At 70.9% G+C, this 26006-nt stretch carries 28 protein-coding genes and 1 pseudogene; 13 read left to right on the plus strand and 16 right to left on the minus strand.

Features of this window, described 5'->3' with window-relative positions:
* Positions 1 to 101 precede the first annotated feature (101 nt).
* Genes HJG44_RS04775 through pcaDC form a run of 4 tightly spaced genes read left to right on the plus strand, consistent with a single transcriptional unit; the run spans position 102 to position 4557 of the window.
* Positions 102 to 1043 (plus strand): ABC transporter permease, encoded by a 942-nt coding sequence (locus HJG44_RS04775; RefSeq protein ID WP_171217141.1) that lies wholly within the window; start codon positions 102 to 104, stop codon positions 1041 to 1043.
* The gene (locus HJG44_RS04780; RefSeq protein ID WP_346767086.1) at positions 1040 to 1927 is read left to right on the plus strand and encodes an ABC transporter permease; all 888 of its coding nucleotides are present in this window, start codon (positions 1040 to 1042) and stop codon (positions 1925 to 1927) included. The genes HJG44_RS04775 and HJG44_RS04780 overlap by 4 nt, the downstream gene beginning before the upstream one ends.
* Before the next feature lie 51 nt (positions 1928 to 1978).
* A complete protein-coding gene (locus tag HJG44_RS04785) occupies positions 1979 to 3349 on the plus strand; it encodes a class-II fumarase/aspartase family protein (protein ID WP_171217142.1) in 1371 nt (456 codons plus the stop codon).
* A gap of 14 nt (positions 3350 to 3363) precedes the next feature.
* On the plus strand, positions 3364 to 4557 hold the full coding sequence (gene pcaDC, locus HJG44_RS04790; RefSeq protein WP_171217143.1) for a bifunctional 3-oxoadipate enol-lactonase/4-carboxymuconolactone decarboxylase PcaDC: 1194 nt from the start codon (positions 3364 to 3366) through the stop codon (positions 4555 to 4557).
* On the opposite strand, the gene HJG44_RS04795 is transcribed toward pcaDC, so the two are convergent.
* From HJG44_RS04795 to HJG44_RS04820, 6 genes are read right to left on the minus strand one after another with little or no spacing between them, the layout of a single operon-like run.
* On the minus strand, positions 4554 to 5639 hold the full coding sequence (locus HJG44_RS04795; RefSeq protein WP_171217144.1) for a hypothetical protein: 1086 nt from the start codon (positions 5637 to 5639) through the stop codon (positions 4554 to 4556). The two genes, pcaDC and HJG44_RS04795, sit on opposite strands and share 4 nt — an antisense overlap.
* Positions 5636 to 6088 carry a c-type cytochrome gene (locus HJG44_RS04800; RefSeq protein ID WP_174873163.1) on the minus strand — a complete coding sequence of 151 codons (453 nt, stop codon included), beginning with the start codon at positions 6086 to 6088 and terminating at the stop codon, positions 5636 to 5638. Before HJG44_RS04800 ends, HJG44_RS04795 begins: the two co-directional genes overlap by 4 nt.
* Positions 6085 to 6618 (minus strand): DUF3341 domain-containing protein, encoded by a 534-nt coding sequence (locus HJG44_RS04805; RefSeq protein WP_171217145.1) that lies wholly within the window; start codon positions 6616 to 6618, stop codon positions 6085 to 6087. Before HJG44_RS04805 ends, HJG44_RS04800 begins: the two co-directional genes overlap by 4 nt.
* Complete coding sequence (nrfD, locus tag HJG44_RS04810; protein ID WP_171217146.1) at positions 6618 to 7934, minus strand: NrfD/PsrC family molybdoenzyme membrane anchor subunit; 1317 nt, start codon at positions 7932 to 7934, stop codon at positions 6618 to 6620. The genes HJG44_RS04805 and nrfD overlap by 1 nt, the downstream gene beginning before the upstream one ends.
* On the minus strand, positions 7931 to 10792 hold the full coding sequence (locus tag HJG44_RS04815) for a Fe-S-cluster-containing hydrogenase (RefSeq protein WP_171217147.1): 2862 nt from the start codon (positions 10790 to 10792) through the stop codon (positions 7931 to 7933). Before HJG44_RS04815 ends, nrfD begins: the two co-directional genes overlap by 4 nt.
* Entirely contained in the window at positions 10780 to 11430 is a 651-nt protein-coding gene (locus HJG44_RS04820) for a cytochrome c3 family protein (RefSeq protein WP_171217148.1), read from the minus strand. The genes HJG44_RS04815 and HJG44_RS04820 overlap by 13 nt, the downstream gene beginning before the upstream one ends.
* A 152-nt stretch (positions 11431 to 11582) precedes the next feature.
* Here HJG44_RS04820 and HJG44_RS23295 point away from each other — a divergent pair, with 152 nt between their 5' ends.
* From HJG44_RS23295 to HJG44_RS04840, 4 genes are all read left to right on the plus strand, one after another.
* Positions 11583 to 12086 (plus strand): hypothetical protein, encoded by a 504-nt coding sequence (locus tag HJG44_RS23295; protein ID WP_174873165.1) that lies wholly within the window; start codon positions 11583 to 11585, stop codon positions 12084 to 12086.
* On the plus strand, positions 12038 to 12796 hold the full coding sequence (paaG, locus tag HJG44_RS04830; protein ID WP_171217325.1) for a 2-(1,2-epoxy-1,2-dihydrophenyl)acetyl-CoA isomerase PaaG: 759 nt from the start codon (positions 12038 to 12040) through the stop codon (positions 12794 to 12796). The genes HJG44_RS23295 and paaG overlap by 49 nt, the downstream gene beginning before the upstream one ends.
* Positions 12793 to 13257, plus strand: a complete 465-nt coding sequence (gene paaI, locus HJG44_RS04835; RefSeq protein ID WP_171217149.1) for a hydroxyphenylacetyl-CoA thioesterase PaaI — start codon at positions 12793 to 12795, stop codon at positions 13255 to 13257. The genes paaG and paaI overlap by 4 nt, the downstream gene beginning before the upstream one ends.
* An 85-nt stretch (positions 13258 to 13342) precedes the next feature.
* Positions 13343 to 13711: a hypothetical protein gene (locus tag HJG44_RS04840; RefSeq protein WP_171217150.1), complete on the plus strand. Its 369-nt coding sequence runs from the start codon at positions 13343 to 13345 to the stop codon at positions 13709 to 13711.
* Positions 13712 to 13745: 34 nt separating this feature from the next.
* Here HJG44_RS04840 and paaK read toward each other — a convergent pair whose 3' ends face one another.
* The 9 genes from paaK to HJG44_RS04885 all read right to left on the minus strand — a co-directional run bounded on the left by paaK (position 13746) and on the right by HJG44_RS04885 (position 21095).
* Positions 13746 to 15071, minus strand: coding sequence for a phenylacetate--CoA ligase PaaK (paaK, locus tag HJG44_RS04845; protein ID WP_171217151.1), 1326 nt, complete (start codon positions 15069 to 15071; stop codon positions 13746 to 13748).
* Between the two features lie 158 nt (positions 15072 to 15229).
* The gene (paaE, locus tag HJG44_RS04850) at positions 15230 to 16306 is read right to left on the minus strand and encodes a 1,2-phenylacetyl-CoA epoxidase subunit PaaE (RefSeq protein ID WP_171217152.1); all 1077 of its coding nucleotides are present in this window, start codon (positions 16304 to 16306) and stop codon (positions 15230 to 15232) included.
* A gap of 142 nt (positions 16307 to 16448) precedes the next feature.
* Positions 16449 to 16922: a 1,2-phenylacetyl-CoA epoxidase subunit PaaD gene (paaD, locus tag HJG44_RS04855; RefSeq protein ID WP_171217326.1), complete on the minus strand. Its 474-nt coding sequence runs from the start codon at positions 16920 to 16922 to the stop codon at positions 16449 to 16451.
* A 188-nt stretch (positions 16923 to 17110) separates the two neighbouring features.
* On the minus strand, positions 17111 to 17875 hold the full coding sequence (gene paaC / locus HJG44_RS04860) for a 1,2-phenylacetyl-CoA epoxidase subunit PaaC (protein ID WP_346767087.1): 765 nt from the start codon (positions 17873 to 17875) through the stop codon (positions 17111 to 17113).
* 125 nt (positions 17876 to 18000) lie between these two features.
* Entirely contained in the window at positions 18001 to 18288 is a 288-nt protein-coding gene (gene paaB / locus HJG44_RS04865) for a 1,2-phenylacetyl-CoA epoxidase subunit PaaB (protein ID WP_171217153.1), read from the minus strand.
* Between the two features lie 57 nt (positions 18289 to 18345).
* Complete coding sequence (locus HJG44_RS04870; RefSeq protein WP_210260902.1) at positions 18346 to 18669, minus strand: hypothetical protein; 324 nt, start codon at positions 18667 to 18669, stop codon at positions 18346 to 18348.
* 54 nt (positions 18670 to 18723) lie between these two features.
* Positions 18724 to 19725 carry a 1,2-phenylacetyl-CoA epoxidase subunit PaaA gene (gene paaA / locus HJG44_RS04875; RefSeq protein WP_171217155.1) on the minus strand — a complete coding sequence of 334 codons (1002 nt, stop codon included), beginning with the start codon at positions 19723 to 19725 and terminating at the stop codon, positions 18724 to 18726.
* Between the two features lie 53 nt (positions 19726 to 19778).
* Positions 19779 to 20678 (minus strand): phenylacetic acid degradation operon negative regulatory protein PaaX, encoded by a 900-nt coding sequence (gene paaX / locus HJG44_RS04880; protein ID WP_171217156.1) that lies wholly within the window; start codon positions 20676 to 20678, stop codon positions 19779 to 19781.
* A 96-nt stretch (positions 20679 to 20774) separates the two neighbouring features.
* Complete coding sequence (locus HJG44_RS04885; RefSeq protein WP_171217157.1) at positions 20775 to 21095, minus strand: hypothetical protein; 321 nt, start codon at positions 21093 to 21095, stop codon at positions 20775 to 20777.
* Positions 21096 to 21357: 262 nt separating this feature from the next.
* Here HJG44_RS04885 and HJG44_RS04890 point away from each other — a divergent pair, with 262 nt between their 5' ends.
* The 4 genes and pseudogenes from HJG44_RS04890 (at position 21358) to HJG44_RS04905 (ending at position 25505) form a co-directional block, all read left to right on the plus strand.
* Positions 21358 to 22395 carry a branched-chain amino acid ABC transporter permease gene (locus tag HJG44_RS04890; RefSeq protein ID WP_171217158.1) on the plus strand — a complete coding sequence of 346 codons (1038 nt, stop codon included), beginning with the start codon at positions 21358 to 21360 and terminating at the stop codon, positions 22393 to 22395.
* On the plus strand, positions 22392 to 24170 hold the full coding sequence (locus HJG44_RS04895) for a branched-chain amino acid ABC transporter ATP-binding protein/permease (protein ID WP_171217159.1): 1779 nt from the start codon (positions 22392 to 22394) through the stop codon (positions 24168 to 24170). The genes HJG44_RS04890 and HJG44_RS04895 overlap by 4 nt, the downstream gene beginning before the upstream one ends.
* Positions 24167 to 24661, plus strand: a pseudogene (locus HJG44_RS04900) (ABC transporter ATP-binding protein); the annotation flags it as partial. The gene HJG44_RS04895 and the pseudogene HJG44_RS04900, both read left to right, overlap by 4 nt.
* A 340-nt stretch (positions 24662 to 25001) precedes the next feature.
* The gene (locus HJG44_RS04905; protein ID WP_171217161.1) at positions 25002 to 25505 is read left to right on the plus strand and encodes a GNAT family N-acetyltransferase; all 504 of its coding nucleotides are present in this window, start codon (positions 25002 to 25004) and stop codon (positions 25503 to 25505) included.
* A gap of 10 nt (positions 25506 to 25515) precedes the next feature.
* On the opposite strand, the gene HJG44_RS23950 is transcribed toward HJG44_RS04905, so the two are convergent.
* Positions 25516 to 25647, minus strand: coding sequence for a hypothetical protein (locus HJG44_RS23950; protein WP_281411466.1), 132 nt, complete (start codon positions 25645 to 25647; stop codon positions 25516 to 25518).
* Positions 25648 to 25774: 127 nt separating this feature from the next.
* Between HJG44_RS23950 and HJG44_RS04910 the strand changes: the two genes are divergently transcribed.
* A complete protein-coding gene (locus HJG44_RS04910) occupies positions 25775 to 25996 on the plus strand; it encodes a hypothetical protein (RefSeq protein ID WP_171217162.1) in 222 nt (73 codons plus the stop codon).
* The last annotated feature ends 10 nt before the right edge of the window (positions 25997 to 26006 follow it).

Raw genomic sequence — 26006 nt, forward strand, 5'->3', positions numbered from 1 at the left:
GACCCTGCTCCCGCCCGCACCGCGAGGCAAGCAGAGAGCGTGCCGGGCTTGCCCTCCCCACGAGGGGGAGGGGAAACGCCCCCCATCCGGCGGCCTGACCCATGCTCGCGCTTCTCGGCCAAAGGCTCGTCCAGCTCGTCCCGACGCTGTTCTTCGTCTCCGTGATCATCTTCGGGCTGCAGCAGCTCCTGCCCGGCGATCCGGCGCTCGCCATGGCGGGCGAGGACAAGGACCCGGAGGTGATCGCGCAGATCCGGGCGCGCTATCACCTGGACCAGCCGATCCCGGTCCAGTACCTCTTCTGGATCAAGGGCGTGCTCTCGGGCGATCTCGGCCAGTCGATCCGGCTGAACGTCCCGGTGCTCGACCTCATCGCGCAGAAGCTCCCCGTGACGCTCCAGCTCGCCACCATGGCGATGCTGATCGCGCTCGCGATCGGCGTCACGGCCGGCGTCGTCTCGGCGGTCGCCAAGGGGACCTGGGTCGATTACCTCGTCAGCGTGGTGTCGCTCGTCGGCATCTCGACGCCGAACTTCTGGCTCGGGATCATGCTGATCTTCGTCTTCGCGGTCTCGCTCGGATGGCTGCCCGCCTCCGGCTACGTGAGCCCGTTCGAGGATCCATGGCAGAGCCTCGCCACCACGATCATGCCGGCCTTCGTGCTCGGCAACGCGATCGCCGGGATCCTGATGCGCCATACGCGCGGGGCGATGCTGCAGGCGCTCTCGAGCGACTATGTCCGCACCGCCCGGGCGAAGGGCCTGCCGGGACGCGTGGTCGTGCTGCGCCATGCCATGCGGAACGCGCTCACGCCGATCATCACGCTCGGGGCGCTCGAATTCGGCACGCTGCTGTCCGGCGCGGTGCTCACGGAGCAGATCTTCACCATCCCGGGCTTCGGGAAGCTGATCGTGGACGCCGTGTTCAACCGCGACTACGCCGTGGTGCAGGGCGTCGTGCTGGTCACGGCGACGAGCTACATCGCCCTGAACCTTCTCGCCGATATCGGCTACGTGCTCGCCAATCCGAGGCTCCGCACGTGAGCGGGGCGGGCGGAGACCTCCTCGCGACGGGGACACGAAGCGCTCCCCGCACCCCGGGCGGGCAGGCCTGGGCGCGGCTGAGGACCCGGCACTCGGCCATGGCTGGGCTCGCCGTGATCCTCCTCGTGGCGGCGGCCGCCGTGCTCGCCCCCTATGTCGCGCCCTACGACCCCACGGCGCAGAGCTGGTCCGCGGTGCGCAAGCCGCCCACGGGCGCGCATCCGTTCGGCACGGACGAGGTCGGCCGCGACATCCTCGCCCGCATCATCTACGGCGCCCGCGCCTCCATGGCGGCGGGGCTCGTCTCGGTCGCGATCGCGATCGGCATCGGCGTGCCGCTCGGCCTTCTCGCCGGCTATCTCGGCGGCTTCGTGGACGGCCTGATCAGCCGCCTGACCGACGCCATGCTGGCCTGCCCCTTCCTGATCCTCGCCATCGCGCTCGCGGCCTTCCTCGGCCCGAGCCTCACGAACGCGATGATCGCGATCGGCATCACGGCGACGCCGATCTTCATCCGCCTCACCCGAGGTCAGGTGCTCACCGTGAAGGCGGAGCTCTACATCGAGGCGGCGCGCGCGGTCGGCATCCGCAACTGGCGCATCGCGGTCGAGCACGTCCTGCCCAACGTCCTGCCGCAGCTTCTCGTCCAGGCGAGCCTGACGGTCGCGACCGCCATCATCGCGGAGGCGAGCCTCTCGTTTCTCGGCCTCGGCCAGCAGCCGCCCGCGCCGTCGTGGGGCGCGATGCTGAACACGGCCCAGCGCTTCCTCACCAACGCGCCCTGGATGGCGATCTTCCCCGGCCTCGCGATCTTCGTGACGGTGCTCTCCTTCAATCTGCTCGGCGACGGGCTGCGGGACGCGCTGGATCCGCGCGCGAAGTAGAGCCAAGGTTTTGTCGACCGGCCTGTGGCGGGCTGCTAAGGGCGGCTCTCGATGACCTTCTCGGCGCTCGATTCCGAACTGGTCGGCCCGCTCTTCGCGACGGCCGGGATGCGGGAGGTCTTCTCCGACCGGGCGAGGCTGGCCGCCATGCTGCGCGTCGAGGCGGCGCTGGCGCGGGCCGAGGCCCGGCTGGGCCTCGTGCCCGAGGCGCTGGCGCCCGCGATCGAGGCGATCGGCCCCGAGAGCTTCGACCTCGCCGAGCTCGGGGAGGCGACGGCGCTGGCAGGCGTTCCGACGATCCCCTTCGTCGGCGCGGTCAGGCGGCGCCTGCCGAAGGAGCTGGAGCCCGCCTTCCACAAGGGCGCGACCACGCAGGACATTCTGGACACCGCGCTCGTGCTCCAGCTCGCCCGGGCCTTCGATCTCGTCGCGGCCGAACTCGACGCCGTCCTGGCGGCCCTCGCCCGGCTTGCCGCGGAGCACAGGGAGACGCCCTGTGTGGGGCGCAGCTACCGCCAGCAGGCGCAGCCGACGAGCTTCGGCTTCAAGGTCGCGGTCTGGGCGGCCGGGATCGCGGAGGTTGCAGCCGAACTTCCCGATGTGCGGCGTCGCGTGCTGCGCGTCTCGCTTTCGGGCCCGGTCGGGACCCTGTCGGCCCTGAAGGAGAACGGGCCGGACGTGTCCGATGCGGTTGCGGCCGAGCTCGGTCTCGCCTCCGCGCCGATCGCCTGGCACACGCGGCGGGCCGGGATCGCCGGCACGGCCGCCTGGCTCGCCATCCTGATCGGCGCGCTCGCCAAGATGGCGACGGACATCGTCGACCTCGCCTCGACGGAGGTCGGCGAGGCTGCCGAGCCGCACCTTCCCGGCCGCGGCGGTTCCTCCGCCATGCCGCACAAGCGCAACCCGGTCTCGGCGACCGTGATCCTGTCCGCGCATGGTGCCGCGCCCGGCTTCGCGGCCATGCTCTTCGCCGCCATGGCGTCCGAGCACGAGCGTCCGGCGGGAGCCTGGCATGCCGAATGGCACCTTCTGCCGAGCCTCTTCGGCATGGCGTCGGGCGCGCTCGCCGAAGCCCGGCGTCTTGCGGACGGCATCGTGCCCGATCCCGGGCGCATGTTGAGCAATCTCGATGCGACGCGGGGGCTCCTCTTCGCGGATGCCGTCGCGGCGAAGCTCTCGGCCAAGCTCGGCGGCGGGGCGGCGCACGATAAGCTCGAACGAGCCGCCGCGCAGGTGCGCGAAACGGGCCGGAGCCTGCGCGAGATCCTCGCGGAGGATGCGGAGGCGATGGCCGTGCTCGGCCCGGAGAGGCTGGACGCCGCCTTCGATCCGATGCCTTCGGTCAGGGCGGCTGCGCCATGGGTCGATCGGGCGCTTGCCGAGATATCGAAGACGAGAGAAGCGCTGCAGCGCGCCTAGGGAGTCCTACATTCATGCCGAAGATCCGTGCGAACGGCGTCGAGCTCTTCTACGAGCTGTCGGGCCCGGACGGTGCGCCCGTCATCGCCTTCTCCAACTCGCTCGGGACGAGGCTGGAGATGTGGGATGCGCAGGAAAGGGCGCTCTCGGGCGAGTTCCGCTGCCTGCGCTACGACACCCGCGGCCACGGCCGCTCGGAGACGACCCCTCCCGGCTTCTCGGTCGACGACCTTGCGGAAGACCTGAACGGCCTCCTCGACGGGCTCGGCATCGCACGCGCCCACGTCGTCGGGCTGTCGCTCGGCGGCATGACGGGCCAGGCGCTCGCCGTGCTCCATCCCGAGAAGGTCGACCGTCTGGTGCTGGTCGCGACAGCCGCCTATCTGCCGCCCGAGACGCTGTGGCAGGAGCGCGCGGAGATCGTGCGCGCCAAGGGCATGGCGGCCCTCGCCGACAACGTGATCCAGCGCTGGTTCACGCCGCCCGAGCAGGCGAGCCAGGGCGCGCTCGCGACCCGGCGCATTCTCCTGGAGAGCATCGACCCGCAGGGTTATGCGAATTGCTGCCTCGCCATCGGCCGGATGGACCTCAGGCCGCGCATCGGCTCGATCCGGGCCCCGACTCTCGTCGTCTCCGGCGCGCAGGACCCGGCGACCCCCGTCGCCATGGGGGAGGAGATCGCCTCTCTCGTTCCGGGCGCGGAATTCGCCGTCGTCCCGGACGCCGCGCATCTGATCGCGGTGGAGCGCGCCGAGGCGCTGACGGCCCATATCGCGCGCTTTCTGCGCGGCGGCATGGCCGGGGAGCGGGAGCCGATGCCCGTGCCCGGCGACCGGCAGGGCGATTTCGAGGCGGGGCTCGAGAACCGCAAGACCGTGCTCGGCGCCGAGCATGTCGAGCGCTCGCTGAGGAATGCCGGCGCCTTCGCGGGCCCGTGGCAGGATTTCATCACCCGCTACGCCTGGGGCGAGATCTGGGGCGACGACACGCTGCCCTGGAAGACGCGCTCGATGATCGTGCTCTCGCTCACCCTCGCGCTCGGCAAGGAGGAGGAGTTCAAGCTCCACCTCCGCCCCGCCCTCCGGAACGGGGTCACGGTCGAGGAGCTGCGCGCCCTGCTCAAGCAATGCGCGGTCTATGCCGGCGTCCCGGCCGCGAACGGCGCCTTCCGCTGGGCGCGCGAGGTGCTCGGGGAGGAACTGGGCTAGCCGGAGGCGGGCGCCTCCTCTCCGTGGCGTTCGCTGTGGAAGGTCGGACGCCGGCGGTGGGCGGCCGCGAACCAGAGCCCCCAGAGGATCGCGAGGCCGGGCGGGACGAGAAGGTCCCAGAGGGTGAGCGCCGGTTCCAGGGCGGCGGGGCGCAGGAGCCACAGCATCTTGAGCCCGTAGGCCACGAGGCTGAGGGCGCTCCCGGCCAGCATTCTCCAGCGCCCGACGCCGGCCGGGATCAGGAGCACGAGGGCGAGGCCGAGGGCCGCGGCCGCCGCCCCGAGCGGCAGGAGCCAGGAGCCCGCGCGGCGGAGATACCATGCGGCTTCGCCCGGGAGGTTGGCCAGCCAGACCACCAGGAACTGCGCGAACCACGTCCAGATCGCCAGCAGCATGAGCGTGACCAGCGCGCGCTCCAGGCTGACCATCCGGTGGCTCGCGGGGCTTTCGCCGCGCAGGAGAGACAGGAAGATGCCGCCGGCCAGCGCCGCGAGGAGCTGCGTCAGCACGAACGCGAAGGGGAAGAGCCCGGATTGCCAGCGCGGCTCGCGCGCCATGATCCAGTCCCCCGCCGCGGCCATGGCTGTCAGCGCCAGAAGCGCAAGACCGATGGCGCTCGCGCGCCAGGGGTGGCGCGTGCCCGTGATCCAATAGGCGAGCGCGGACCAGACCGTGAGATAGAGAGCCGCGCGGAGGACGATCATGTCGGGCAGCAGCACGGCCCGGCGGAGCTCGCCCAGTCCCGCGGTATCCGGGTCGGCGAGCCAGGGATAGAGCTCCGGAAGCCGGGCCGAGAGCGGCAGGGCGAAGAGCGCGAGGAGCGGGACGGTCCTCGCGGCAGCCTCCGCTTCCGAACGGACCGGGTCGAGCCAGTGCTCGCCGAGGATGTGGCCGAGCATCAGCACGCCGAGGCTGCCGACCGCGAGGCCGCTGCCGGTCACGAAGGCGAGGAACCAGGCCTCCAGGGCCAGCCCGGACGGGAGCAGGAAGCCCAAGGCCGAGGCCGCCGCCCCGCAGGCGACGATGATCGCGACCCGCGCCCAGGAGACCGGGCCCGCCCGCCCCTGATCGGTCCCGCTCACGGTTCTGTCCCCATGCGCGAGACATGCTCGGCGATCGACCAGGAATCCGCATTCCCGACCTGCTCGGCCATCGGCCGCATCCGGCCGTGTCCATGGCGGATGACGTCCACGATCCGGGCCGGCGCGCGCGCCGCCTCATCGAGGCTCGCGAAGGGCGGCGGAGCCGGGAAGCCGCGCTGCACGACCGACCCGTCGCCGCCTCCGCTCGCGCCATGGCAGGGTGCGCAGAATGCGCCATAGGCGACGCGCCCGCGCGCCAGCAGGGCGGGCGACGCCGCCGGCCTGTCCGTCGACGCGCCGGGGAAGGGACGCGGCACGGAGCCTTCCGGCAGGGTGCCGGACGGCCGCATCGCGGCGCGGGTCGCGGCCGTGCCCGGCCGCTCCTCCGTGCCGCTGTCGCAAGCGGCGGCAAGCAGGGCGAGGAGACCGGACGCGAGCACCGCCCTCACGCGGAAACCTCCTGCACGCGCCGCGGCGCGAGAGCGGCCAGGAAGCGCGCCGTCGCGGCGGCGTCGAAGAGCGGATCGTCGGCCCGGACGACGAGGAAGAACCGGTCCTGCGAGGCGCGCTCGAAGCCTTCGGCGGCGAAGACCGGGTGGTGGAGCCGCGGCAGGCGCAGGATCAGGAGGGTGCCGATCAGCGTCGCGCCGCCCGCCCAGAGGATGGCCACGATGATGGTCGCCGGGAGGAAGGCCGGCCAGGCATGGAGCGGCCGCCCGCCGACATTCAGCGGGTAGTCGACCGCGTTCATCCAGTACTGCGAACCGTATTGCAGCGCGGCCCCGAACGCTCCCGCTAGAAGCGCGATCCAGGGCAGGATGCGCGGGTGGAAGCCGAGGGAGCGGGCGAGGTCGCGCATCGGGAACGGGGCGTAGACGTCGAGCCGGCCATAGCCGGCAGCCCGCGTCGCCTCGACGGCGCGGCTCAGCGCCTCGTGGTCGGCGAACTCGGCCATGAGGCCGTGGAGCGGCGCCGCCATCAGGCCTGCTCCATATGCTCGTCGTGGCGCGCCTCGAACATGGAGACGACCGGCAGGAAGCGCGCGAAGAGGAGGAGCAGCGCGGCGAAGAGCCCGATCGTGCCGGCCAGGAGGCCGGTCTCCACGAGGGTGGGCGTGTAGCTCCGCCACATCGAGGGCAGGTAATCCTTCTGCAGGCCACCGATCAGCAGCGAGAAGCGGTCGCACCACACCCCGGCATTCACGCCGATCCCGGCGAGGACGGGAACGAGCAGGCCGGTCCGGAGCGACCGCTTCCAGAGGAGCTGGGGCACCAGCACGGCGAGGAGGGCCGCGGCGGCGGCGTAGCCCGCATAGGGGCCGGTCCAGCGGTTGAGCATGGCCTCGCGCCGGACCGGCTCCGCCAGGAAGGCGGCCAGGATCTCGTCGAGGAACAGGTAGCCGGCCACGAGGCCGCTCGCGAGGACGAGCTTGCCGAGAAGGTCCATGTCCTCCTCGTCGATGACGAAGCCGAGCTCGAGCGAGCGGCGGAGGATTGCGGCGACGAGGAGAACCGTGGCGAGCCCCTGCGTGAGGCCGGAGGCCACGAACTGCAGCGGCAGCCGCGTGTCGTGCCAGCCCGGCACGAGCGTCGAGGCGAACTCGAAGGCGACGGTGGACTGCATCACCAGGATCAGCGGTAGGACCAGGATCGCGGCCGTGCGGTAGGCCACCTGATGATAGGCCCATTGCCGGAGCGAGAAGCGCCAGCCGAGCGCCAGGATGCCGTAGACGCGCGCGGCACGGAGCGAGCGCGCACGGTCGCGGAGCGTCGCGAGGTCGGGGATCAGGCCCACATACCAGAGCAGCGACGTGATGACCGCGTGGGTGGAGATCGCCCAGAAATCCCAGGTGAGCGTCGAGCGGAATTGCGGCCAGACCTGGAAGGTCGCGGGGTAGGGGAAGGTCCAGTAGAACAGCCACGGCCGCCCGAGATGGATGATGGGGAACATCGCCGCGCAGAGGACCGCCATCAGGGCCGCCCCCTCCGCGAAGCGGTTCACGGCCGTGCGCAGGTCGTGCCGGCGCAAGACGAGGATCGCGGCGAAGAGCGAGGCGCCGTTCGCGACGCCGATCCACCAGGCATAGTTGATGAGGTCGAAGCCCCAGACGAAGGGGATGTTGACGCCCCAGACGCCCACCCCGCGCAGCCAGGAGGCACCGAGCGTCACGGCGAGCGTCAGGATCAGCAGCCCGGAGAGCCCGAGCGACAGGCGCCAGAGCGGCCCGAAGCGCGGCGAGAGCGGCGCATCCGCGATCCGCCTGGCGGCAGGGGCGGTCCCGGCTTCCCCGCTCACGGCCCGTCACCGCCCGGAACGACGCGAGCCAGATAGGTGGTGCGCGGCCGCGTGTTGAGTTCGCCGAGGAGCGCGTAGTTGCGGCCGCTCCCCCGCGCCCGGGACACCGCGCTCTCCGCGTCGGCGAGGTCGCCGAACACGATCGCGCGGGTGGGGCACACGCTGGCGCAGGCGGTCGTGATCTCGCCGTCGCGGATCGGTCGGTCCTCCATGCGGGCCGCGATCCGGGCCGCCGCGATGCGCTGGACGCAGAAGGTGCACTTCTCCATCACGCCGCGGCTGCGCACGGTGACCTGCGGGTTGTGGGCCTCCTCGGGCGTCGCATAGGGCCCGCTTCGGGGATTGCTGAAGTTGAACCGGCGCACCTTGTAGGGGCAGTTGTTCGAGCAGGTCCGGGTGCCGATGCAGCGATTGTAGACCATGTCGTTCAACCCCTCCGACGAATGGACGGTGGCGTTGACCGGGCACACGACCTCGCACGGCGCGTTCTCGCAATGCATGCACGGGACCGGCTGGAACGCGGTCGCGGGGGCGGACGGGTCCCCTACCTCGTACCCGTCGACGCGCAGCCAGTGCATCTCCCGGCCCCGGGCGGCCTCCTCGGGTCCGACCACGGGGATGTTGTTCTCCGATTGGCAGGCGATCACGCAGGCGTTGCAGCCGATGCAGGCGTCGAGGTCGATCGCCATGCCCCAGGCATGCCGGCCGGGGGGCCAGGCCGGATAGAGGGAAGCCTCCGGCGGCCGGTCCTGCAGATCGGCGTCGCGGTCGTCGACCGTGCGCACGATCTGCCGTCCCTCCATCGAGGCGTGATGCTGGGTCGTGGTGAGTTCGTCCCGCCCCGCTGCCTTCGACAGGGTCCCGGCCGAGATCCAGGGATCCTGTGATCCGCGGATCCGGAAGGCATCGAAGCCGATGCCGGTGCCGACGCGCCCGGCCGCCCGCCGGCCATAGCCGAGCGGCAGGGTCAGGGCGCCTTCGGCATGGCCGCGCAGCGGCCAGACCGGGCATCGCAGCACCCGCCCGGCAAGGCCGACCTCGATATGGTCGCCTCTCTCCAGGCCCAGCTTCTTCGCCGTGTCGGGCCCGATCAGGGCGGCGTTGCCCCAGACCTGCTTGGTGAGCGGCTTCGGCAGTTCCTGCAGCCAGCCGCTATTGGCGTAGCGCCCGTCATGCAGGCACGGATCGGGCGCGAAGACGATATCGACCTCGCCCGGGGCCGGCGCCTTGTCCTGCCGGTCCCAATCCGGCGAGAGCGTCACCTTCACCGGCTCCGCCGCGCTTCCCTCGACCACCCCCGCCGCGAGGGCGGCCTCGAAGCGCTGCGGGGAATCGTCGCCCCAGGCGCTCCGCCATGTTGCGGCCAGCCGCTCGCGCTCGCCGAACCCGTCGCCGAGAAACGCGCCGAGCACCTCCTCGGCCGACAGGCGGAAGCCGTCCCGCCGCACGGCCGGTTGCCGGAAGGAGATCGTGCCGTCGAAGGCGCGGGAATCTCCAAAGCTCTCGAGCGGATGCGCGGCAGGAAGATGCCATCGGCACAGGGCCGCCGTCTCGTCCCGGGCGAGGCCGAGGTGGAGCGTCTCGGGCACGCGCCGAAGGAGCGCGACGAATTCGAGGTCGGCCGGGGCGTCGTAGGCCGGGTTGCCGCCCAGGATGGCGAGCCGGGAGACCCGCCCGGCCGCGATCGCCTCCGCGAGCGCGGCGATCGAGCCGAGGTCGCGGGAGAGAACCGGCGCGATCGCCCGGACGGTGCGTCCGAAGGCCCCGAGCCGCAGATTGATCGCATGCGCGAGCGCATGGATTTCGGGGGGCTGCTCCGGCCCGACCGTCACCAGCCCTGCCGGGCCGGCCTGCCGCAGCGCCTCGGCCATCGCGACGGCGGCCGGGTGGGCGTCCGGCGAACCCTGCCCGTCCAGTCCGGAGAAGACCGCCCCGAGGAAAGGCGCGATCCCGCTCGGGCGGAGCGCGATCCGCCGGTCCGCGCGCGCGCCTGCGAGGCTCGGGGCGGTCTCGACGCAGAACAGGCGGGGCAGGGGACGCTCGGCCGCGCGCCGGCGCGCCGACCAGTCCATGGCATGGCGCAGGTGGCCCGGCCCCGTTCCGAAGAGGTCGCCGCCGACCGCCAGCACGACATCGGCATGGGCGAGGTCGCAGACGATGTCGGCCGCCCGCCCGAAAGCCCGTTCGGCGCCCCGTGCCGCCTGATCTCCGACCAGCGGCGCATGAGCGTAGAGAGCGATCTCCGGAGAGGCGAGCCTGAGGCTGGCGAGCAATCGGCGGAGCGTCGGCGAGGCGCTCGGCTCCACCAGGAGGGCCGTGCCGCGGCCGGACGCGGCGAGGAGCGCCTCGCGCCAGCGCGCCAGTTCGGCCTGCGCCTGTGCCGGATTGCGCGGCTCGCCCTTCTCGACCGGTCCGTGGGAGCGGTCCGGATCGTAGAGCGCCAGGATCTCCGCCTGTGCGAAGACATCCGCGGCGCCGAGGCTCGCGGGGTGGAGCGGATTGCCGTCGATCCTGATCGCCCGCCCGTCGACGGCGGTTGCCAGCACCCCGCGCCCGTATCCGTCGAGCTCGAGGGTCGTCGCGAACACGACGGGCTCGCCGGGAGCCAGACCGGGCGTGCGGCGCGGCTGCGAGAGCAGCGGCGCATGCCCGGATCCGTCCCGGCTGTCGTCGCAGCCCGCCATCCCGAGCGCGGCCAGAGAGGCGGCGACGAGCTGCAGCAGCGTGCGCCGGTCCACCGGTCCCGCTTGGGCTATGTCGGGGAAAACCTGCGCAACGAGGCGACGCCCCTCGGCCGCGTCGGCCAGTTCCTCGAGGTCGCGTTGCCCGCGGGGAGGGCCGTCGATCAGCGGTGGCATGTCGAGCAATCCGTCAGCCGGCTGCGCGCCTCGCGGTAGAAGGCCTTGACCTCCTCCGGCGCCGAGCTGTCGTGCGGGGTCCAGCCCATCGAGAAGACGGCGTCCTGGGGGCGGATCCGCCCCGCCGGGTCGCGGTGGCAATCGAGGCACCATCCCATGGAGAGCGTCTGCGTCTTCACGGTCTCGCGCATGGTGTCGACACGCCCGTGGCAGCTCTCGCAGGCGACGCCGGCCGAGACGTGGATGCCGTGGTGGAAATATGCGTAGGCGGGGAGCCGGTGCACGGAGAGCCAGGGTATCGGGATATCGAGCGCGGCGCTGGTCCGGACGGGCTCGAGAAGGCTCGCGCCCTGCCAGATCTCGGAATGGCAGGTGAGGCAGGCGGCGGCGCTCGGCATCCCGGCCGCGGCGGCGCGCTCGACGGTCGAGTGGCAGTAGCGACAGTCGATGCCGAGCGTTCCGGCATGGAGGCTGTGCTGAAACGGGATCGGCTGCTTCGCGGGCTTGCCCAGGTTCCAGGCCGGGTCCGACCTCGCCCAGAAGAACAGGAGCGCCCCGATCGCCAGGCCGCCGGCCAGGACGAGGATGATCGCGGCCCTGAAGCGCACGGTGGCCCGAGGGGTGAAGAGTTGAGCCATGCGCTCCTGTAGGCGGGATCGGCCGGGAGCCTAGCCGCCGCGCCATCCTATGGGCAACGCCCCGAGCCGACCGAGACGGACGGAGCGGAGGCGCGGCCGGGCGGGCTTCCGGCAGGGGCGAAACCCGGAACGGGGGTCCGGGTTGCACAGCCATGACCCGGGACGGACAGCGAGACCTGGACCGGGCCTTCGACGTGCTCCAGCGGCATGTTCCCGGCTGGCTCGGACGCGTCGTCGGCCGCGTGCGCCACCCGAGCTCCCGCTGGTGGCGCATCCCGCTCGGGCTCGCCTTCATCGTATCGAGCCTGTTCTGGTTCCTGCCCGTCGTCGGGATCGAGTTCCTGCCGCTCGGACTGCTGCTGATCGCGCAGGATGTCCCGTTCCTGCGCGGGCCGGTCGGACGCTCCGCGCTCTGGCTGGAGCTCAAGGCGGCCCGGCTCCTTCGCTGGTGGCGGGGGCGCACGCGCTCGAGCGCCTGCCAGAACGGGCTTTCGAGCCGTGCCGCTCCGGGACCGGACTTGTTGCGCCCCGTGATCGCAGATAGGCGGACGGCAGAAGATCGAGGCGCAAGCGGGAGGGTCGGGTGGACGGGCCTGTTCTGGTCGACATGCGGGAGGGCTGGCGCAAGATCACGCTCAACCGGCCCGAGAAACTGAATTCCTTCACGGTCGAGCTCCACCGCCAGCTCGCGGCGGCCCTGGACGAGGCGGCGGCCGACGAGACCTGCCGCGCCGTGCTGCTGACGGGGGCCGGCCGCGGCTTCTGCGCCGGGCAGGATCTCGAAGAGATCGGCAGCGAGCCTTCTGCCGTGGGCGATCTCCTCCGGGAGCATTACAACCCGCTCATCCGCCGCATCCGTGCCCTGCCGAAGCCGGTCGTCTGCGCCGTCAACGGCGTCGCGGCGGGGGCAGGCGCGAATCTCGCCTTCGCCTGCGACATCGTCCTGGCCGCGCGGCGGGCGAAGTTCATCCAGGCCTTCGCGAAGATCGCGCTCGTCCCCGATTCCGGCGGGACCTGGTTCCTGCCGCGGCTCGTCGGCGAGGCCCGGGCGCGGGCGCTCGCCCTGACGGGTGAGGCGGTCTCGGCCGAGCAGGCGGAGAGCTGGGGCATGATCTGGCGCGCGGTCGACGACGAGGAACTGGCGAGCGAGGCGGAAAAGCTTCTTGCCCATCTCGCGACGCAGCCGACCGCGGCGCTCGGGCTGATCAAGCGGGCGCTCCTCGCCTCGGCGAGCAACACGCTCGACGCCCAGCTCGACCTCGAGGCGGAACTGCAGGAGGCCGCCGCCGGAATGCCGGACTATGCCGAGGGCATCGCCGCCTTCGCGGAGAAGCGGCCGGCGCGGTTCACGGGGCAGGGCGCATGACGGAGGAGCTCGACGAGGGGCCGGAGCTCGAGGCGGAAGGCCCGGATCCCGACGCCATCGCGCGCGCATCCGCCGACGCGATGTGGGCGAACGACCCCGCCAGCGCCGGGCTGGGCATGCAGCTCCTCGATATCGGCCCGGGCTACGCGCTGATGGCCATGGAGGTCACGGCCGCGATGACGAACGGCCATGACACGGCGCATGGCGGCTTCATCTTCACGCTGGCGGATTCGGCCTTCGCCTTCGCCTGCAACAGTCACGGCGACCGTGCCGTCGCGCAGCATTGCGCCATCACGTTCATCCGCCCGGGGCGGCGCGGCGACCGGCTCGTCGCCTCCGCGCACGAGGTGTCGCGCACCGGACGCTCGGGCATCTACGACGTCCAGGTCTCGGTCGGAGGCGAGGTGATCGCGGAGTTCCGCGGCCATTCGCGGACGATCGGCGGGCGCTGGGTGGAGTAGCGGCCGGCCGTTCGCCGCACCCTTCGTGAAGGAACCATCTCCGCCCGGAGCGTTGTCGGGGCGTAACCTTCCACGGAGGCGTGACATGAGAGGACTTGTTTTCGCGACGGCCGCGCTCTCGCTCGCGGCGCTCGCGCCCGCTTCGGCCCAGACGATGGGCGACCCGATGATGCCGCCGGCCGGCGCGCAATCCTGCGTGATGAACGGCCAGTTCGTTCCCTGTCCTCCCGGCGGCGGGGTGCGCCCTGACGCGATGGCGCCAAATCCCTTCATGGTCCCGGGCATGGCGGCCGGAGCGGCCGTGGGCGCGGTCGGCGGCGCGGTCGCCGGCGTGGGTGCCGGGATGGCGGCCGGTGCCGAGGCCATGGAAGAACCGCACATGAACCGCCGGATGACCGCGCGGGAGCGCCGCGAGCATCAGCGGATGATGCGCCGTCAACAGCAGAACATGTGAGCGTCTGCCGGGAGGCCCAGCCTCCCGGCCTTCTTCAGCGCGGGCGCCTGTCGATCACGCGCTTCGCCTTGCCCATCGAGCGCTCGAGCGTGCCCGGTGGCCGGATGGACACGCGCGCCGTGATGCCGATCGTCCCCTTGATCTGGGAGGCGAGCTTCTCGGCATGGTAATCGAGCGACGCCGAGTCCCAGGAATTGTGCCGGGCCTCCGCGACGATGGTCATCTCGTCCATGCGGCCTTCGCGCGTCAGCTCGATCTGGAAATGACCGGCGCACCAGTCGCAGGCGAGCAGGGCCTCCTCGATCTGGGTGGGGAAGACGTTCACGCCGCGCAGGATGATCATGTCGTCCGAACGGCCGGTCACCTTCTCCATGCGCCGCATGGACGGGCGGGCCGTGCCGGGGAGGAGCCGCGTCAGATCGCGCGTCCGGTAGCGCACGATCGGGAAGGCCTCCTTGGTGAGGGAGGTGAAGACGAGCTCGCCGAACTCCCCGTCCGGGAGGACCGCCCCCGTCTGCGGATCGATGATCTCGGGATAGAAATGGTCCTCCCAGATGTGCAGACCGTCCTTCGTCTCGACGCTCTCCTGGCTGACCCCGGGCCCGATCACCTCCGACAGGCCGTAGATGTCGACCGCATCCATCCGGAAGGCGTCCTCGATCTCGGCCCGCATGGCGTTCGTCCAGGGCTCGGCGCCGAAGATGCCGACCTTCAGCGAGCTGTCCCGCGGATCGACGTTCTGGCGCCGGAATTCGTCCAGGATCGCCAGCATGTAGCTCGGCGTGACCGTGATGATGTCCGGCCGGAAGTCGCAGATGAGCTGGACCTGCCGCTCCGTCATCCCGCCCGAGATCGGCACGACCGTGAGCCCGAGCTTCTCCGCGCCCTGGTGGATGCCGAGCCCGCCGGTGAAGAGGCCGTAGCCATAGGCGTTGTGGATCAGCTCGCCGGGCCTGGCACCTGCGAGGCGGAGCGAGCGCGCCATCACCTCGGCCCAGACGTCGAGGTCGTTGCGCGTGTAGCCCACGACGATGGGCTTGCCCGTGGTGCCCGAGGAGGCGTGCAGGCGCAGCAGCCGCTCCCGCGGGACGGCGAAGAGGCCGAACGGGTAATTGTCGCGCAGGTCCGTCTTCACCAGAAACGGGAACTTGGCGAGATCCGAAAGGTCCTTCAGGTCGGACGGATGCACGCCGGCCTGGTCGAAGCTCGTCCGGTAATGCGGCACGTTCTCGTAGGCGCGGGACAGGGTCGCGCGCAGCCTGTCGCGCTGCAGCGCCGCGAGCTCGTCGCGGCTCATGCGCTCGGCCGGATCGAGCTCCGGCTCGCTCACCAGATTCAGGGCCGGCTTTCCCAGCGCCATGTTTTCCCTCCCTTTCTGTCACTCCGGGGCTCGCCGCAGGCGAGAACCCGGAACCCACGTTCAAGCTCGCGTCCAGCCGTCTCCACCCGGTCGTGGGTCCCGGGTCGGCGGAGCAGCATTGCATGCTGCACCGCGCCCGGGATGACAGCGGCGCGAGATCACATCTGATCGTAATCGATCACGACCCGGTCCGTCTTCGGGTGCGACTGGCAGGTCAGGACGAAGCCCGCCTGCGTCTCCCAGGGCTCGAGCGAGTAGTTGAGATCCATCGCGACCTCGCCCTCGACGACCTTCGCCCGGCAGGTGGAGCACATCCCGCCCTTGCAGGCATAGGGCAGGTCCATCCCGGCCCGCAAAGCCGCCTCGAGCACCGTCTCGCCGTCCCGGACCGGCACGTCGCGTCGCTTGCCGTCGACGATCAGCGAGGCCGTTCGGGACGGGGCGTCCGGCGCCGGGGCCGGCGGCTTCGGGTGCGCCCGGCCGCCGAACTCGGACACGAAGCGCTCGACATGGATGCGGTCGGGCGGCAGGCCGAGCTCGCGGCAGGCCTCCTCGACCGCCTCGCTCATGCCGAGCGGGCCGCAGATGAAGACGTGGTCGACCGCAGCAGCCGGGACGAGATGGGTCAGGAGAAGCTTCGTCTTCTCGGCATCGAGACGGCCGTTGAGGACCGGGATGTCCTGCTCCTCCTGGCTGAGCACGTGAAAGACCGAGAAGCGGCCGAGATAGCGGTCCTTCAGCTCCTCGAGCGCCGTCCGGAACAGCATGTCGGTCATCGACCGGTTGCCGTAGAACAGGAAGAAGCGGCTCTCCGGCTCGCGCGCCAGAATTCCCCGGACGATCGACAGGATCGGCGTGATGCCGGACCCGGCCGCGAAACCCGCATAGGTGCGGCCCTCCGCCGCCGGCGCGATCTGCCCGAACCGGCCGGTCGGGGTCATCACGTCGATCGCGTGGCCGGGCCGGAGCGCCTCGTTGGCGAAGCTCGAGAAGACGCCGTTCTCGACGCGCTTCACGCCGATCCGGAGTTCGCCCTCCTCGGGACCCGAGCAGATCGAATAGGAGCGCCGGACCTCCTCCCCATCGAGCGTCGTGCGGAGCGTCAGGTACTGGCCGGGCTCCCAGGCGTAGTCCGGCTCGAGCTCGGGCGGGATGTCGAAGGCGATCGACACGGCCTCCGGCGTCTCGCGGCGGACCTCCCGGATCGTCAGGCGGTGGAAGCGGGGCGGGGTCATGCTCTTTGTCCCGCATGACGGTTGAGCGCGGGGAACCCTCTCCCCGCCGGGGAGAGGGCAGGGTGAGGGGGAGCCGCCACGCCGTCCGGAGAGGGCGCGACCCCCTCACCCCGACGGGGAGAGGGAGCGCGTCGAGGAGCGGCTAATGGCATTTGAAATAGTCGAAAGGTTCGCGGCAGGACCGGCAGCGCCACAGGGCCTTGCAGGAGGTCGAGCCGAACTCGGCGAGGCGCTCGGTGTCTTCCGAGCCGCAGCGCGGGCAGGCGACCACCTCCCGGCCGAAGAGCGCGCGCCGGCCGGAGGCCGGGGAGGGCGGCGCGATGCCGTAATCCCGGAGCTTGCGGCGGCCTTCCTCGCTCATCCAGTCCGTCGTCCAGGCGGGATGCAGCACCGTCCGGATCGTCGCGTCCGAGATCCCGGCGCGCGCGAGCGCGAGTTCGATCTCGAGGGCCATCATGTTCATGGCCGGGCAGCCGGAATAGGTCGGCGTGATCGTGACTTCGACCCGCCCGTCCACCGCCTCGACGCCGCGCAGCACACCGAGATCTGCGATGGTGAGGACGGGAATTTCCGGGTCGCAGACTTCGGAGACGGCCGCGAGGGCACGCTGTTTCAGGGTATCAGGACCGGGCGTGGCGGCTCCGCTTTCCCCTCCCCCTTTTGGGGAGGGGAAAGGGGTGGGGGTGGTCGGAGGTGACGCGACGCTGTCCCGACCCCCACCCGACCCTCCGCTCCGCTCGGGCCACCCTCCCCGCAAGGGGGAGGGAAGATGCCCGACGTCGCGCCCGCCTGCTCCGGCCCCGCTCACCACGTCGCTCCCGGATAGGCGCGCTGGAGGAACTGCATCTCGGCGAGCAGGTGCCCGAGATGCTCGGAATGCCGGCCGCTGCGGCCGCCGGACTGCATCCAGCCGGCGGCCGGCTGCACGAGCGTCGCCTCCGCCAGGACGTCGGACACGGTCTTCGCCCATGCGTCGCGGAGGCTCTCCGGGTCCACCGCGATCCCTGCCGCGATCAGCTCGCGATCGGAGGCGTCGGCCTCGAACATCTCGCCCGTATAGGGCCAGAGATAGTCGACGGCCTCCTGCGCCCGGCGATGGCTCTCCTCGGTCCCGTCCCCGAGCCGGATCACCCATTCGGCGGAGTGGCGCAGGTGATAGGCGCTCTCCTTCTCCGACTTCGCCGCGATGGCGGCGAGCCGCTCGTCGGCCGAACGCATCATCGCCTGCCAGAACGGGTCCGCGAAAGCCGAATAGAAGAAGACGCGCAGGATCGTGCGGGCGAAATCGCCGTTCGGCAGCTCGACGAGAAGCAGGTTCCGGTAGGCCGGCGCGTCGCGCAGATAGGCGAGCTTGTCCTCGTCGGAGCCGTCGGCCCGGAGCTCGGCCGCGTATTGGTAGAGGGAGCGCGCCTGGCCGATGAGGTCGAGGCCGATATTGGCGAGCGCCATCTCCTCCTCGAGCATCGGCGCGTGCCCGCACCACTCGGACAGGCGGTGGCCCAGGATGAGCGCGTCGTCGGCGCGCCGCAGCGCGTAGAGGGCGAGGGGGGAGTTGGTCGGCGTAGTCACCGTCGCTGCATCCGCTTTGTCATCCCCGGCCGGAGCGAAGCGGACGGGAAAGGGATCCACTTGCACCATCGAGATCCCCTTCCCGACTGCTGCGCAGCCGCCGGGGATGACGACGCTTCGCGTCGTCACATATGACCGACTTCCTCCGGCACCTCGTAGAAGGTGGGATGGCGGTAGACCTTCGATTCCGCCGGCTCGAACATCATGCCCTTGTCGGCCGGGTCCGAGGCCGTGATCGCGGCTGACGGCACGACCCAGATCGACAGGCCCTCGCCGCGCCGCGTGTAGAGGTCGCGCGCCGCCTGGAGCGCCATGGTGGCGTCCGGCGCGTGCAGCGAGCCGACATGCTTGTGCGCGAGGCCGTTGCGGGAGCGTATGAACACCTCCCAGAGCGGCGTCTTGGGTGTGGGCATCTGTCTACTCCTCGTCAGAGCCGAGCTTGCCCGGCCGTCCCGACGGATCGCTTGTCGTCAGTCCTCGTCGCCCGGCTCGTCGGGCATCCCGGCGGCGTCCAGCCGGCGCAGAACGTCGAGGATTTCGTTATGACGGGCCAACAGGCGGTTTTGCTGCAGTATCGCATCGGACCGGATCTCGGCGATCGCGGTCCTGATCTCGGCGAACCGAGCCTCCACCTGCTGAAAGCGCGCGTCCATGTGCTGGTCGAGCCGAACGACCAGCTGCTGAGTTCTATCATGGCGCTCCAGCACGGCTTCGAGCTCGCGACGGACGCCCTGGAGCTGTCGCAGGACGAGGTTGCTCGTCGGGGTCGGCGCAGGCCTCGATTCGACGCTCACGACCACTCCTCAGGGACGGCCGAAAAACACGCGGTTAGGGTAGGGCCATCGAACCTACGCCGCCACCTTCATCTCCGTGCGCGCCCGACGCTTCTCGGCATAGGCCGCGGCGGCATCCCGAACCCAGGCGCCGTCCTCGTGCGCCTTGCGGCGGGCGGCCAGGCGCTCGCGGTTGCACGGCCCGTTGCCGGCCAGGACCTGCCTGAACTCGTCCCAGTCGATCTCGCCGAACTCCCAGTGGCCGGTCTCCTCGTTGAAGCGGAGATCCGGGTCCGGGAAGGTCAGGCCGAGATAATGGCCCTGCGGTACGGTCGCATCGACGAATTTCTGGCGCAGCTCGTCGTTCGAGAAGCGCTTGATCTTCCACTTCGTCGACTGGTCCGAGTGCTGGCTCTGGCTGTCGGGCGGACCGAACATCATCAGGCACGGCCACCACCAGCGGTTCAGCGCGTCCTGCGCCATCGCCTTCTGCTCGGGCGTGCCGCGGCACAGCGTCAGCATGATCTCGTAGCCCTGGCGCTGGTGGAAGCTCTCCTCCTTGCAGACGCGGATCATCGCGCGCGCATAGGGTCCGTAGGAGCAGCGGCAGAGCGGGATCTGGTTCATGATCGCCGCGCCGTCCACCAGCCAGCCGATCGCCCCGATATCCGCCCAGGTCAGCGTCGGATAGTTGAAGATCGACGAATACTTGGCACGGCCCTCGAGCAGGGCGTCGACCATCTCTTCGCGGCTCGTCCCGAGGGTCTCGGCGGCGGCATAGAGATAGAGGCCGTGGCCGCACTCGTCCTGCACCTTGGCCAGCAGGGCGGCCTTGCGGCGCAAGCTCGGCGCCCGGGTGATCCAGTTGCCCTCCGGCAGCATGCCGACGATCTCCGAATGGGCGTGCTGCGAGATCTGCCGCGTCAGCGTCTTGCGGTAGGCGGCGGGCATCCAGTCGTTCGGTTCGATGCGCTCCTCGGCATCGATCCGCGCCTGGAAGCGTGCCGCCGCCCCGGCGTCCTCGACGAAGGGCGTCTCGCGTTCCGCCGCACCGGCATTCAGCGCCTGCGTGTACATGCGGTCTCCCCAGACTTGTCTGAAGCTGGATATGTTACAGAATGGCGATCGGTTCAAGACGTCTCGTAACGTTTTTCTGCGACCTGTCTGAACCGCCGGAAGAGCGAGGGGCATGGCGCTGGGAGCTTCCCGGTCTCGCAAAGCCCGTTCTCGTCGAGCCACGCCTCCGACGGGCCGAGCACGGCGCGGTAGATCGTGCCGCAGAGCCGCCGGGCATCCGCGCCCGGCCAGTCCGGCGGGAGCAGCGCAGCCGGCAGGATCGGGTCGCGCAGGATCACGCGACGATAGGCGTGGATGAGAAGGATCCGGGCCGCGAAGCTGTCGGCCTCCGAAAGCGCCAGTCCGCCTCTCAGGGAATCGGCGAGCGGGCCGAACAGGGCCTGGAAGCGGGCGTAGCCGTCCGCCGTGCGGGCGAGCGGCCAGGCGGAGGCCGCGAGCCGGGCGGCCGTCTCGCGGTCCGTCGAGGCGGCGAGCCGCAGCACGGCATCGGCAGCGCCGGTGGGCAGCGCCGCTCCCTGCGGCGCGATCCACAGGCCCGGCGAGGGCGAGCCGAAGCCTGCCTCCTGCAGGGCCGTTCGGGCCGCCTCGCGCTCGCCGTTCTGGGGCAGGATCGCGAGGTCGAAGGCACCGGACCAGGGCAGGGCGGGCGGGTTGTAGATGTGCTCGGTGGCGGCCGCGAATGTGTCCCGGCCCTTCTCGGCGAGACGGTAGAAGCTGTTCCGGCCGACGCGGTTCCGCACGAGCCAGCCGTCGGCGGCGAGCCGCGACATCGCGGTCCTGACCGCACCCTCGCCGACCCCGAGCGTCTCGAAGAACCGGGCCAGCGTGCCGAGCCAGACCGACCCGCCGCGCGGCACGATCGCGTCGCCATAGACCGTGACGACGATCGACCAGATCCGGGACGGCTCGCACCGCAGCTGGTCGAGAATCGGCGAAAGAGGGCTGGCCGTCACACGGCTGGACCGAGAGGAGCGGGAGCGTTCCGCGGAAGCGACGCGCAGCTCCTACACCGGCCGAGGGCCGGCCGTGAACCCCGGCGCGCTCCCCCGTCAGTCCCCGATCGTCAGGATCAGCGGTCCGCCGCGCTGAGCCTTGACGTCGCGCGCCTTGCGGCGGGACTCGATCTCGGCCGGAACGTCCAGCACGCTGATGGTGCGCCGGTAGCCCGGGTTCAGCGTGCCCGCGAGAGAGGAGAAGCCGGACGTGGCCTGCGTCACGACGCGCGCGATGGAGGTGTGGTCGCCATTGGCCGACAGGGTCTGGCTCACGGTGGCGGCGACAATGGCGAAGGAGACCGCCACGCGGCCGATCGCCAGCACGGCGAGAACCAGCATGGCTCCGAGAAGGCTGCGCTTGAGGAACTTGTACATGCCGAGGCCCCGCTTTCGTGCCGCAGAGGAGGCTTAGCGGGCCGCGAATGTCTCAGGAAGCTACAACCTGGCCGCGAGGCCCGTTAACCCTGCGGTAACCCTAACGTCGTGGATCGGCTGGCTTGACGCGCCTCGCATCGAGCGGGCAAGAGGCGCGGGCGCCAGAAGCGGGGCCGTTCACCGGAGCCGCGCGGCGCCAACGAGCCGCGGCGCCCTGCGACCGCTCCCGCCCCCTCAAGGAAACGCTCCGCCGAGGCCCCATTTGGACCTCTCCATCGGTCTGATCCTGATCCAGGACGGCGTCACGAACGCGGCGATCTATGCGCTTCTCGCGCTCGCCCTCGTCCTCGTCTTCACCGTGACCCGCGTCATCTTCGTGCCCGTGGGCGAGTTCGTGTCCTTCGGGGCGCTGACGCTCGCGGCCTTCGAGGCCGGGAAGGTTCCCGGGACCGTGTCGCTGCTCGTCGTGCTCGGCATCGCGGGCGCGATCGGCCGCCTCTGGACGGAGCGGGCGAATCTCTCGGCCCGGATGCTCGGCGGGATCGCGCTGGAGACGGTCGTCGTGCCGGCGCTGATCGCGGCGCTCGTCACCTGGCTCGCGCCGCACAAGCCGCCGCAGATCGTGCAGGTCCTGCTCGCGCTGCTCGTCGTCGCCCCGATGGGGGTCTATCTCTACGAATCGGTGTTCCGGCCGATCGCCGAGGCGAGCGTCCTCGTGCTGCTGATCGTGGCGGTCGCTCTCCACCTCGCGCTGGTCGGTCTGGCGCTCATCTTCTTCGGGGCGGAGGGCTCGCGCACCACGGCCCTGTCGGAGGCGAGCTTCACCCTCGGCCAGCTCTTCATCACGGGCCAGTCGCTGGCCGTTCTCGGCGTGACGCTGGTCCTGATCCTCGCCCTCTACGTCTTCTTCGACCGCACTCTGATCGGGAAGGCGCTCAGGGCGACCGCCGTGAACCGGGTGGGCGCGCGGCTCGTCGGCATCTCGCCCGCCTTCTCCGGCCGCATCGCTTTCGCGCTGGCCGGCATCATCGGGGCGCTCGGCGGCATTCTCGTCTCGCCGCTCACCACGATCTACTACGACACGGGCTTCATCATCGGCCTGAAGGGCTTCGTGGCCGCGATCATCGGAGGGCTGGTGAGCTACCCGCTGGCGGCCGGCGCCGCGATCCTGGTGGGGGTCATCGAATCCTTCGCGTCGTTCTGGGCGAGCGAGCTGAAGGAGGTGATCGTCTTCATGATCATCGTCCCGATCCTGCTCGTGCGCTCCTACGGCACGCAGGTCCTGGAGGACGAGGAATGAACTCGCCCGCCAGGATCGCCGGCCTTGCCGTCCTCGTCGCGGCGATCGCGCTCCCCTTCCTGCCGGGCGTGCCGCCCTACTGGATCACCATCGCGAGCTATATCGCGATGTCCGCCATCGTGGCGCTCGGCATCGTGGTCCTGACCGGCGTGGCGGGCGTCGTCTCCTTCGGCCAGGCGATGTTCGTCGGATTCGGCGCCTATACGACCGCGATCCTGACGACCCGCTACGGCTGGAACGCGCTGGCGACCCTGCCCGTCGCGATCCTGATCGCGGGGGCGCTGGCATGGGGGATCGGGGCGATCACGCTCCGGCTCAAGGGCCACTACCTGCCGGTCGCGACGATCGCCTGGAACATCAGCTTCTTCTACCTGGCCGGCTCGCTCGATTTCTTCAGGCGCTTCGACGGAATCTCGGGAATCCCGCCTATCTCCCTGGCAGGTTTCGACTTGTCGGATGGGTCGAGATTCTACTTCCTGGCGCTTGGGCTCCTGGTCGCCGCCTACGTCCTGACCCGCAACCTGCTGGATTCACGGGTCGGACGCTCCATCCGGGCGCTGCGCGGCGGGGCGCTCGCGGCGGAATCCTTCGGGGTCGATACGGGCCGCGCCCGCATCCTGGCCTTCGTCTACGCGGGCGTGCTGGCGGCGGTGTCGGGCTGGCTCTACGCGCATTTCCAGCGGGCCATCAACCCGACGCCCTTCAACATCACGGTCTCGATCGACTACCTGCTGATGGCGGTGGCCGGCGGCGTCGGCCATCTCGGCGGCGCCATCCTCGGCGCCGGCCTGGTCACGGTCGTGCGCGACAAGCTGCAGGACATCCTGCCGGCCCTGATCGGGACTCAGGGGAACTTCGAGACGATCGTCTTCGGCGTCGTGCTGATCCTCATCCTGCAATTCGCCCCCGAGGGGCTGTGGCCGCATGTGCGTCGGCTGTTCGGCGAGACGCGGCGCAGGCCCCCGACGGTCCTCGAGGCGGGATCGGCCGGCACGCACCGGGCGATGCCGCCGAAGGGAGAGGACGTCCTTCGCGTCTCGAAGCTGCGCAAGACCTTCGGCGGGCTCGTCGCGGTGAACGACGTCTCCTTCTCGGTCGGGGCGGGCGAGATCGTCGGGCTCATCGGCCCGAACGGCGCGGGCAAGTCCACGAGCTTCAACCTGATCACGGGCGTGCTCGCGGCAAGCGCCGGCGAGGTCAGGGTGAGAGGCGAGGACATCACCGGCTGGCCGGCGCGCCGCATCGCCCGGCTCGGCGTCGCCCGCACCTTCCAGCACGTCAAGCTCGTGCACGGCATGAGCGTGATCGACAACGTGGCGCTCGGCCGCCACCTCCTGGGCCGCGCCAGCGCGGTCCGGGGTGCGCTCCGGCTCGACCGGGAGGAGGAGGCGGCGATCTTCGCCGAGGCCCACCGCCAGCTCGCCCGGGTGGGGCTCGCCGAGCACGCGGACGCGATCGCGAGCGAGCTCGCGCTCGGCCAGCAGCGGCTCGTGGAGATCGCCCGCGCCCTGTGCCTCGACCCCGTGCTCCTCCTGCTCGACGAGCCGGCGGCGGGCCTGCGCCACAACGAGAAGGTCGCGCTCGCCGATCTCCTGCGCAAGGTGCGCGACAGCGGGGTCTCCATCCTGCTCGTCGAGCACGACATGGATTTCGTCATGGGGCTGACGGACCGGCTCGTCGTGATGAATTTCGGCGCGGAGCTCGCCCAGGGCCGCCCGGCCGAGATCCAGAGGAACCCGGCGGTGCTCGAAGCCTATCTCGGGAGCGCGGCATGAGCGTGCCGCTCCTCTCCGTCGAGAGACTCTGCGTCGCCTATGGCCGCGTGGAAGCGGTGCGGGACGTCTCGCTCGCGGTGCCGCAGGGCTCCATCGTCGCGATTCTCGGCCCGAACGGGGCAGGCAAGACCTCGCTTCTCGGCGCCATCATGGGCGTGCTGCGCTCGCGCGGCCGGGCGGCCTTCGACGGGCAGCCGCTGGAGGGCCGCCGCGTCGAGCAGCGGGTCGCGGACGGCATGAGCCTCGTGCCCGAGAAGCGCGAGCTCTTCGTCACGATGAGCGTGGAGGACAATCTCAGGCTCGGCGGTTTCCGCCGCCGGGGCTCGGCCGAGTTCGGACGGACGCTCGAGGAGATGTGGCGGCTCTTCCCCCGCTTGCAGGAGCGCCGGGCCCAACTCGCCGGCACCCTCTCGGGCGGCGAGCGGCAGATGCTCGCCATGGCGCGGGCGCTGATGAGCCGCCCGCGGCTTCTCATGCTCGACGAGCCGAGCCTCGGCCTCGCACCCCTGATCGTGAAGGACATCTTCCGCACCGTCGCGGAGCTGCGGCGGACCGGGGTTTCGATCCTGCTCGTCGAGCAGAACGCCCGCGCGGCGCTGGAACTCGCCGATTACGGCTATGTCCTGGAGAACGGCTGCGTCGTCCTGGAGGGACCCGCCTCCGAGCTCCGGCAGGACGAGCGCGTGATCGCGGCCTATCTCGGCATCAAGGCGGTGGCGAGCTGAATAGCCCCCGCGCCATCGTCCCGGGCGCCCTCGAGTGGCTGGCGGGCGGCGGTTCAGGTAACGGGTGGCCGGCACAAGCCCGGCCGCGACACCACACCCAACTTCCATGACCGACCTCGCCGTTCAGATCAGGCACGAGCTTCCCGGCGATGCCGATGCCATCCTCCACCTGCACGAGCGCGCCTTCGGGCCGGGCCGTTTCGCCCGCACCGCCTTCCGGCTCCGGGAGGGTGTGCCGGTGCGGCTCGACCTCTCCTTCGCGGCTCTGGTCGGCACGCTGCTCGTCGGCTCCGTCCGCATGTCGCCGATCCTCGCGGGGCGGGAGCAGGCCCTGGCGCTCGGCCCGCTCGCGGTCGAGCCGGCCTTCGAGGGGAGGGGGATCGGGGCGGCGCTGATGGAACGCGCGCTCCAGGCCGCCAGGGAGGCCGGACACGGCCTCGTGCTCCTGGTTGGAGATCAGCCCTACTATGCGCGTTTCGGCTTCGAGCCGGTGCCGAAGGGCAGGCTCGAAATGCCCGGGCCCGTCGACCCGGCGCGTCTCCTGGCCGCCGAACTCGTCCCCGGAGCGCTCGACCGGGCCTCCGGCCGCGTTCTCGCCATGCGGGCGTGAGCGGTCTCCCCTACCCGTGCGACAGGAGGTAGGCCACGATCGCGATCGGACCGAGGACGCCGAGCACGAAGGGGATGATGAGCCGGGTCACGTCGGGTCCGATCGGCGTCTTGAAGGTGCCTTGCCATAGAGCCCGACCCACCGTGTAGATGCAAGCCGCCTGCCTGGGTGGCGGCGGAGATCGATAGGTCCGCTGCGCTCAGGCGGGAAGTCGCGCGCGACCGAACCTCCCCGCCGCTCGGCCGTTCTCCCCTGCAAGGAGGATGCACATGCCCGGACCGAAGACCCACGAACATCAGATCCGCCAGTTCGAGGCGGGGCTCGAATCGCAGGACTGGCGGGAGGGTGCCCCGATGCCGCCGCCCCAGCGCGACTCGGGCTCGATCGACCATCCGGTGGCGCAGGAGAGCAGCCACAACAAGCACAACCACCCGGGACAGGAGGGCCACAAGCCCCAGAAGCACACGCCCGCACAGGAGAAGCAGATCTGAGATCTGCCCG

Origin of the sequence: Enterovirga aerilata (genome assembly GCF_013044135.1) — a bacterium.
Classification (GTDB): domain Bacteria; phylum Pseudomonadota; class Alphaproteobacteria; order Rhizobiales; family Beijerinckiaceae; genus Enterovirga; species Enterovirga aerilata.

Bases quoted from the DNA above. Each gene is read 5' to 3' on its own strand.
- HJG44_RS04775 (WP_171217141.1), top strand. From the start codon at position 102: ATGCTCGCGCTTCTCGGCCAAAGGCTCGTCCAGCTCGTCCCGACGCTG.
- HJG44_RS04785 (WP_171217142.1), top strand. From the start codon at position 1,979: ATGACCTTCTCGGCGCTCGATTCCGAACTGGTCGGCCCGCTCTTCGCG.
- pcaDC (WP_171217143.1), top strand. From the start codon at position 3,364: ATGCCGAAGATCCGTGCGAACGGCGTCGAGCTCTTCTACGAGCTGTCG.
- HJG44_RS04805 (WP_171217145.1), bottom strand. From the start codon at position 6,618: ATGGCGGCGCCGCTCCACGGCCTCATGGCCGAGTTCGCCGACCACGAG.
- HJG44_RS04815 (WP_171217147.1), bottom strand. From the start codon at position 10,792: ATGCCACCGCTGATCGACGGCCCTCCCCGCGGGCAACGCGACCTCGAG.
- HJG44_RS04820 (WP_171217148.1), bottom strand. From the start codon at position 11,430: ATGGCTCAACTCTTCACCCCTCGGGCCACCGTGCGCTTCAGGGCCGCG.
- HJG44_RS23295 (WP_174873165.1), top strand. From the start codon at position 11,583: ATGACCCGGGACGGACAGCGAGACCTGGACCGGGCCTTCGACGTGCTC.
- paaG (WP_171217325.1), top strand. From the start codon at position 12,038: ATGCGGGAGGGCTGGCGCAAGATCACGCTCAACCGGCCCGAGAAACTG.
- paaI (WP_171217149.1), top strand. From the start codon at position 12,793: ATGACGGAGGAGCTCGACGAGGGGCCGGAGCTCGAGGCGGAAGGCCCG.
- HJG44_RS04840 (WP_171217150.1), top strand. From the start codon at position 13,343: ATGAGAGGACTTGTTTTCGCGACGGCCGCGCTCTCGCTCGCGGCGCTC.
- paaK (WP_171217151.1), bottom strand. From the start codon at position 15,071: ATGGCGCTGGGAAAGCCGGCCCTGAATCTGGTGAGCGAGCCGGAGCTC.
- paaE (WP_171217152.1), bottom strand. From the start codon at position 16,306: ATGACCCCGCCCCGCTTCCACCGCCTGACGATCCGGGAGGTCCGCCGC.
- paaB (WP_171217153.1), bottom strand. From the start codon at position 18,288: ATGCCCACACCCAAGACGCCGCTCTGGGAGGTGTTCATACGCTCCCGC.
- paaA (WP_171217155.1), bottom strand. From the start codon at position 19,725: ATGTACACGCAGGCGCTGAATGCCGGTGCGGCGGAACGCGAGACGCCC.
- HJG44_RS04885 (WP_171217157.1), bottom strand. From the start codon at position 21,095: ATGTACAAGTTCCTCAAGCGCAGCCTTCTCGGAGCCATGCTGGTTCTC.
- HJG44_RS04895 (WP_171217159.1), top strand. From the start codon at position 22,392: ATGAACTCGCCCGCCAGGATCGCCGGCCTTGCCGTCCTCGTCGCGGCG.
- HJG44_RS04905 (WP_171217161.1), top strand. From the start codon at position 25,002: ATGACCGACCTCGCCGTTCAGATCAGGCACGAGCTTCCCGGCGATGCC.
- HJG44_RS04910 (WP_171217162.1), top strand. From the start codon at position 25,775: ATGCCCGGACCGAAGACCCACGAACATCAGATCCGCCAGTTCGAGGCG.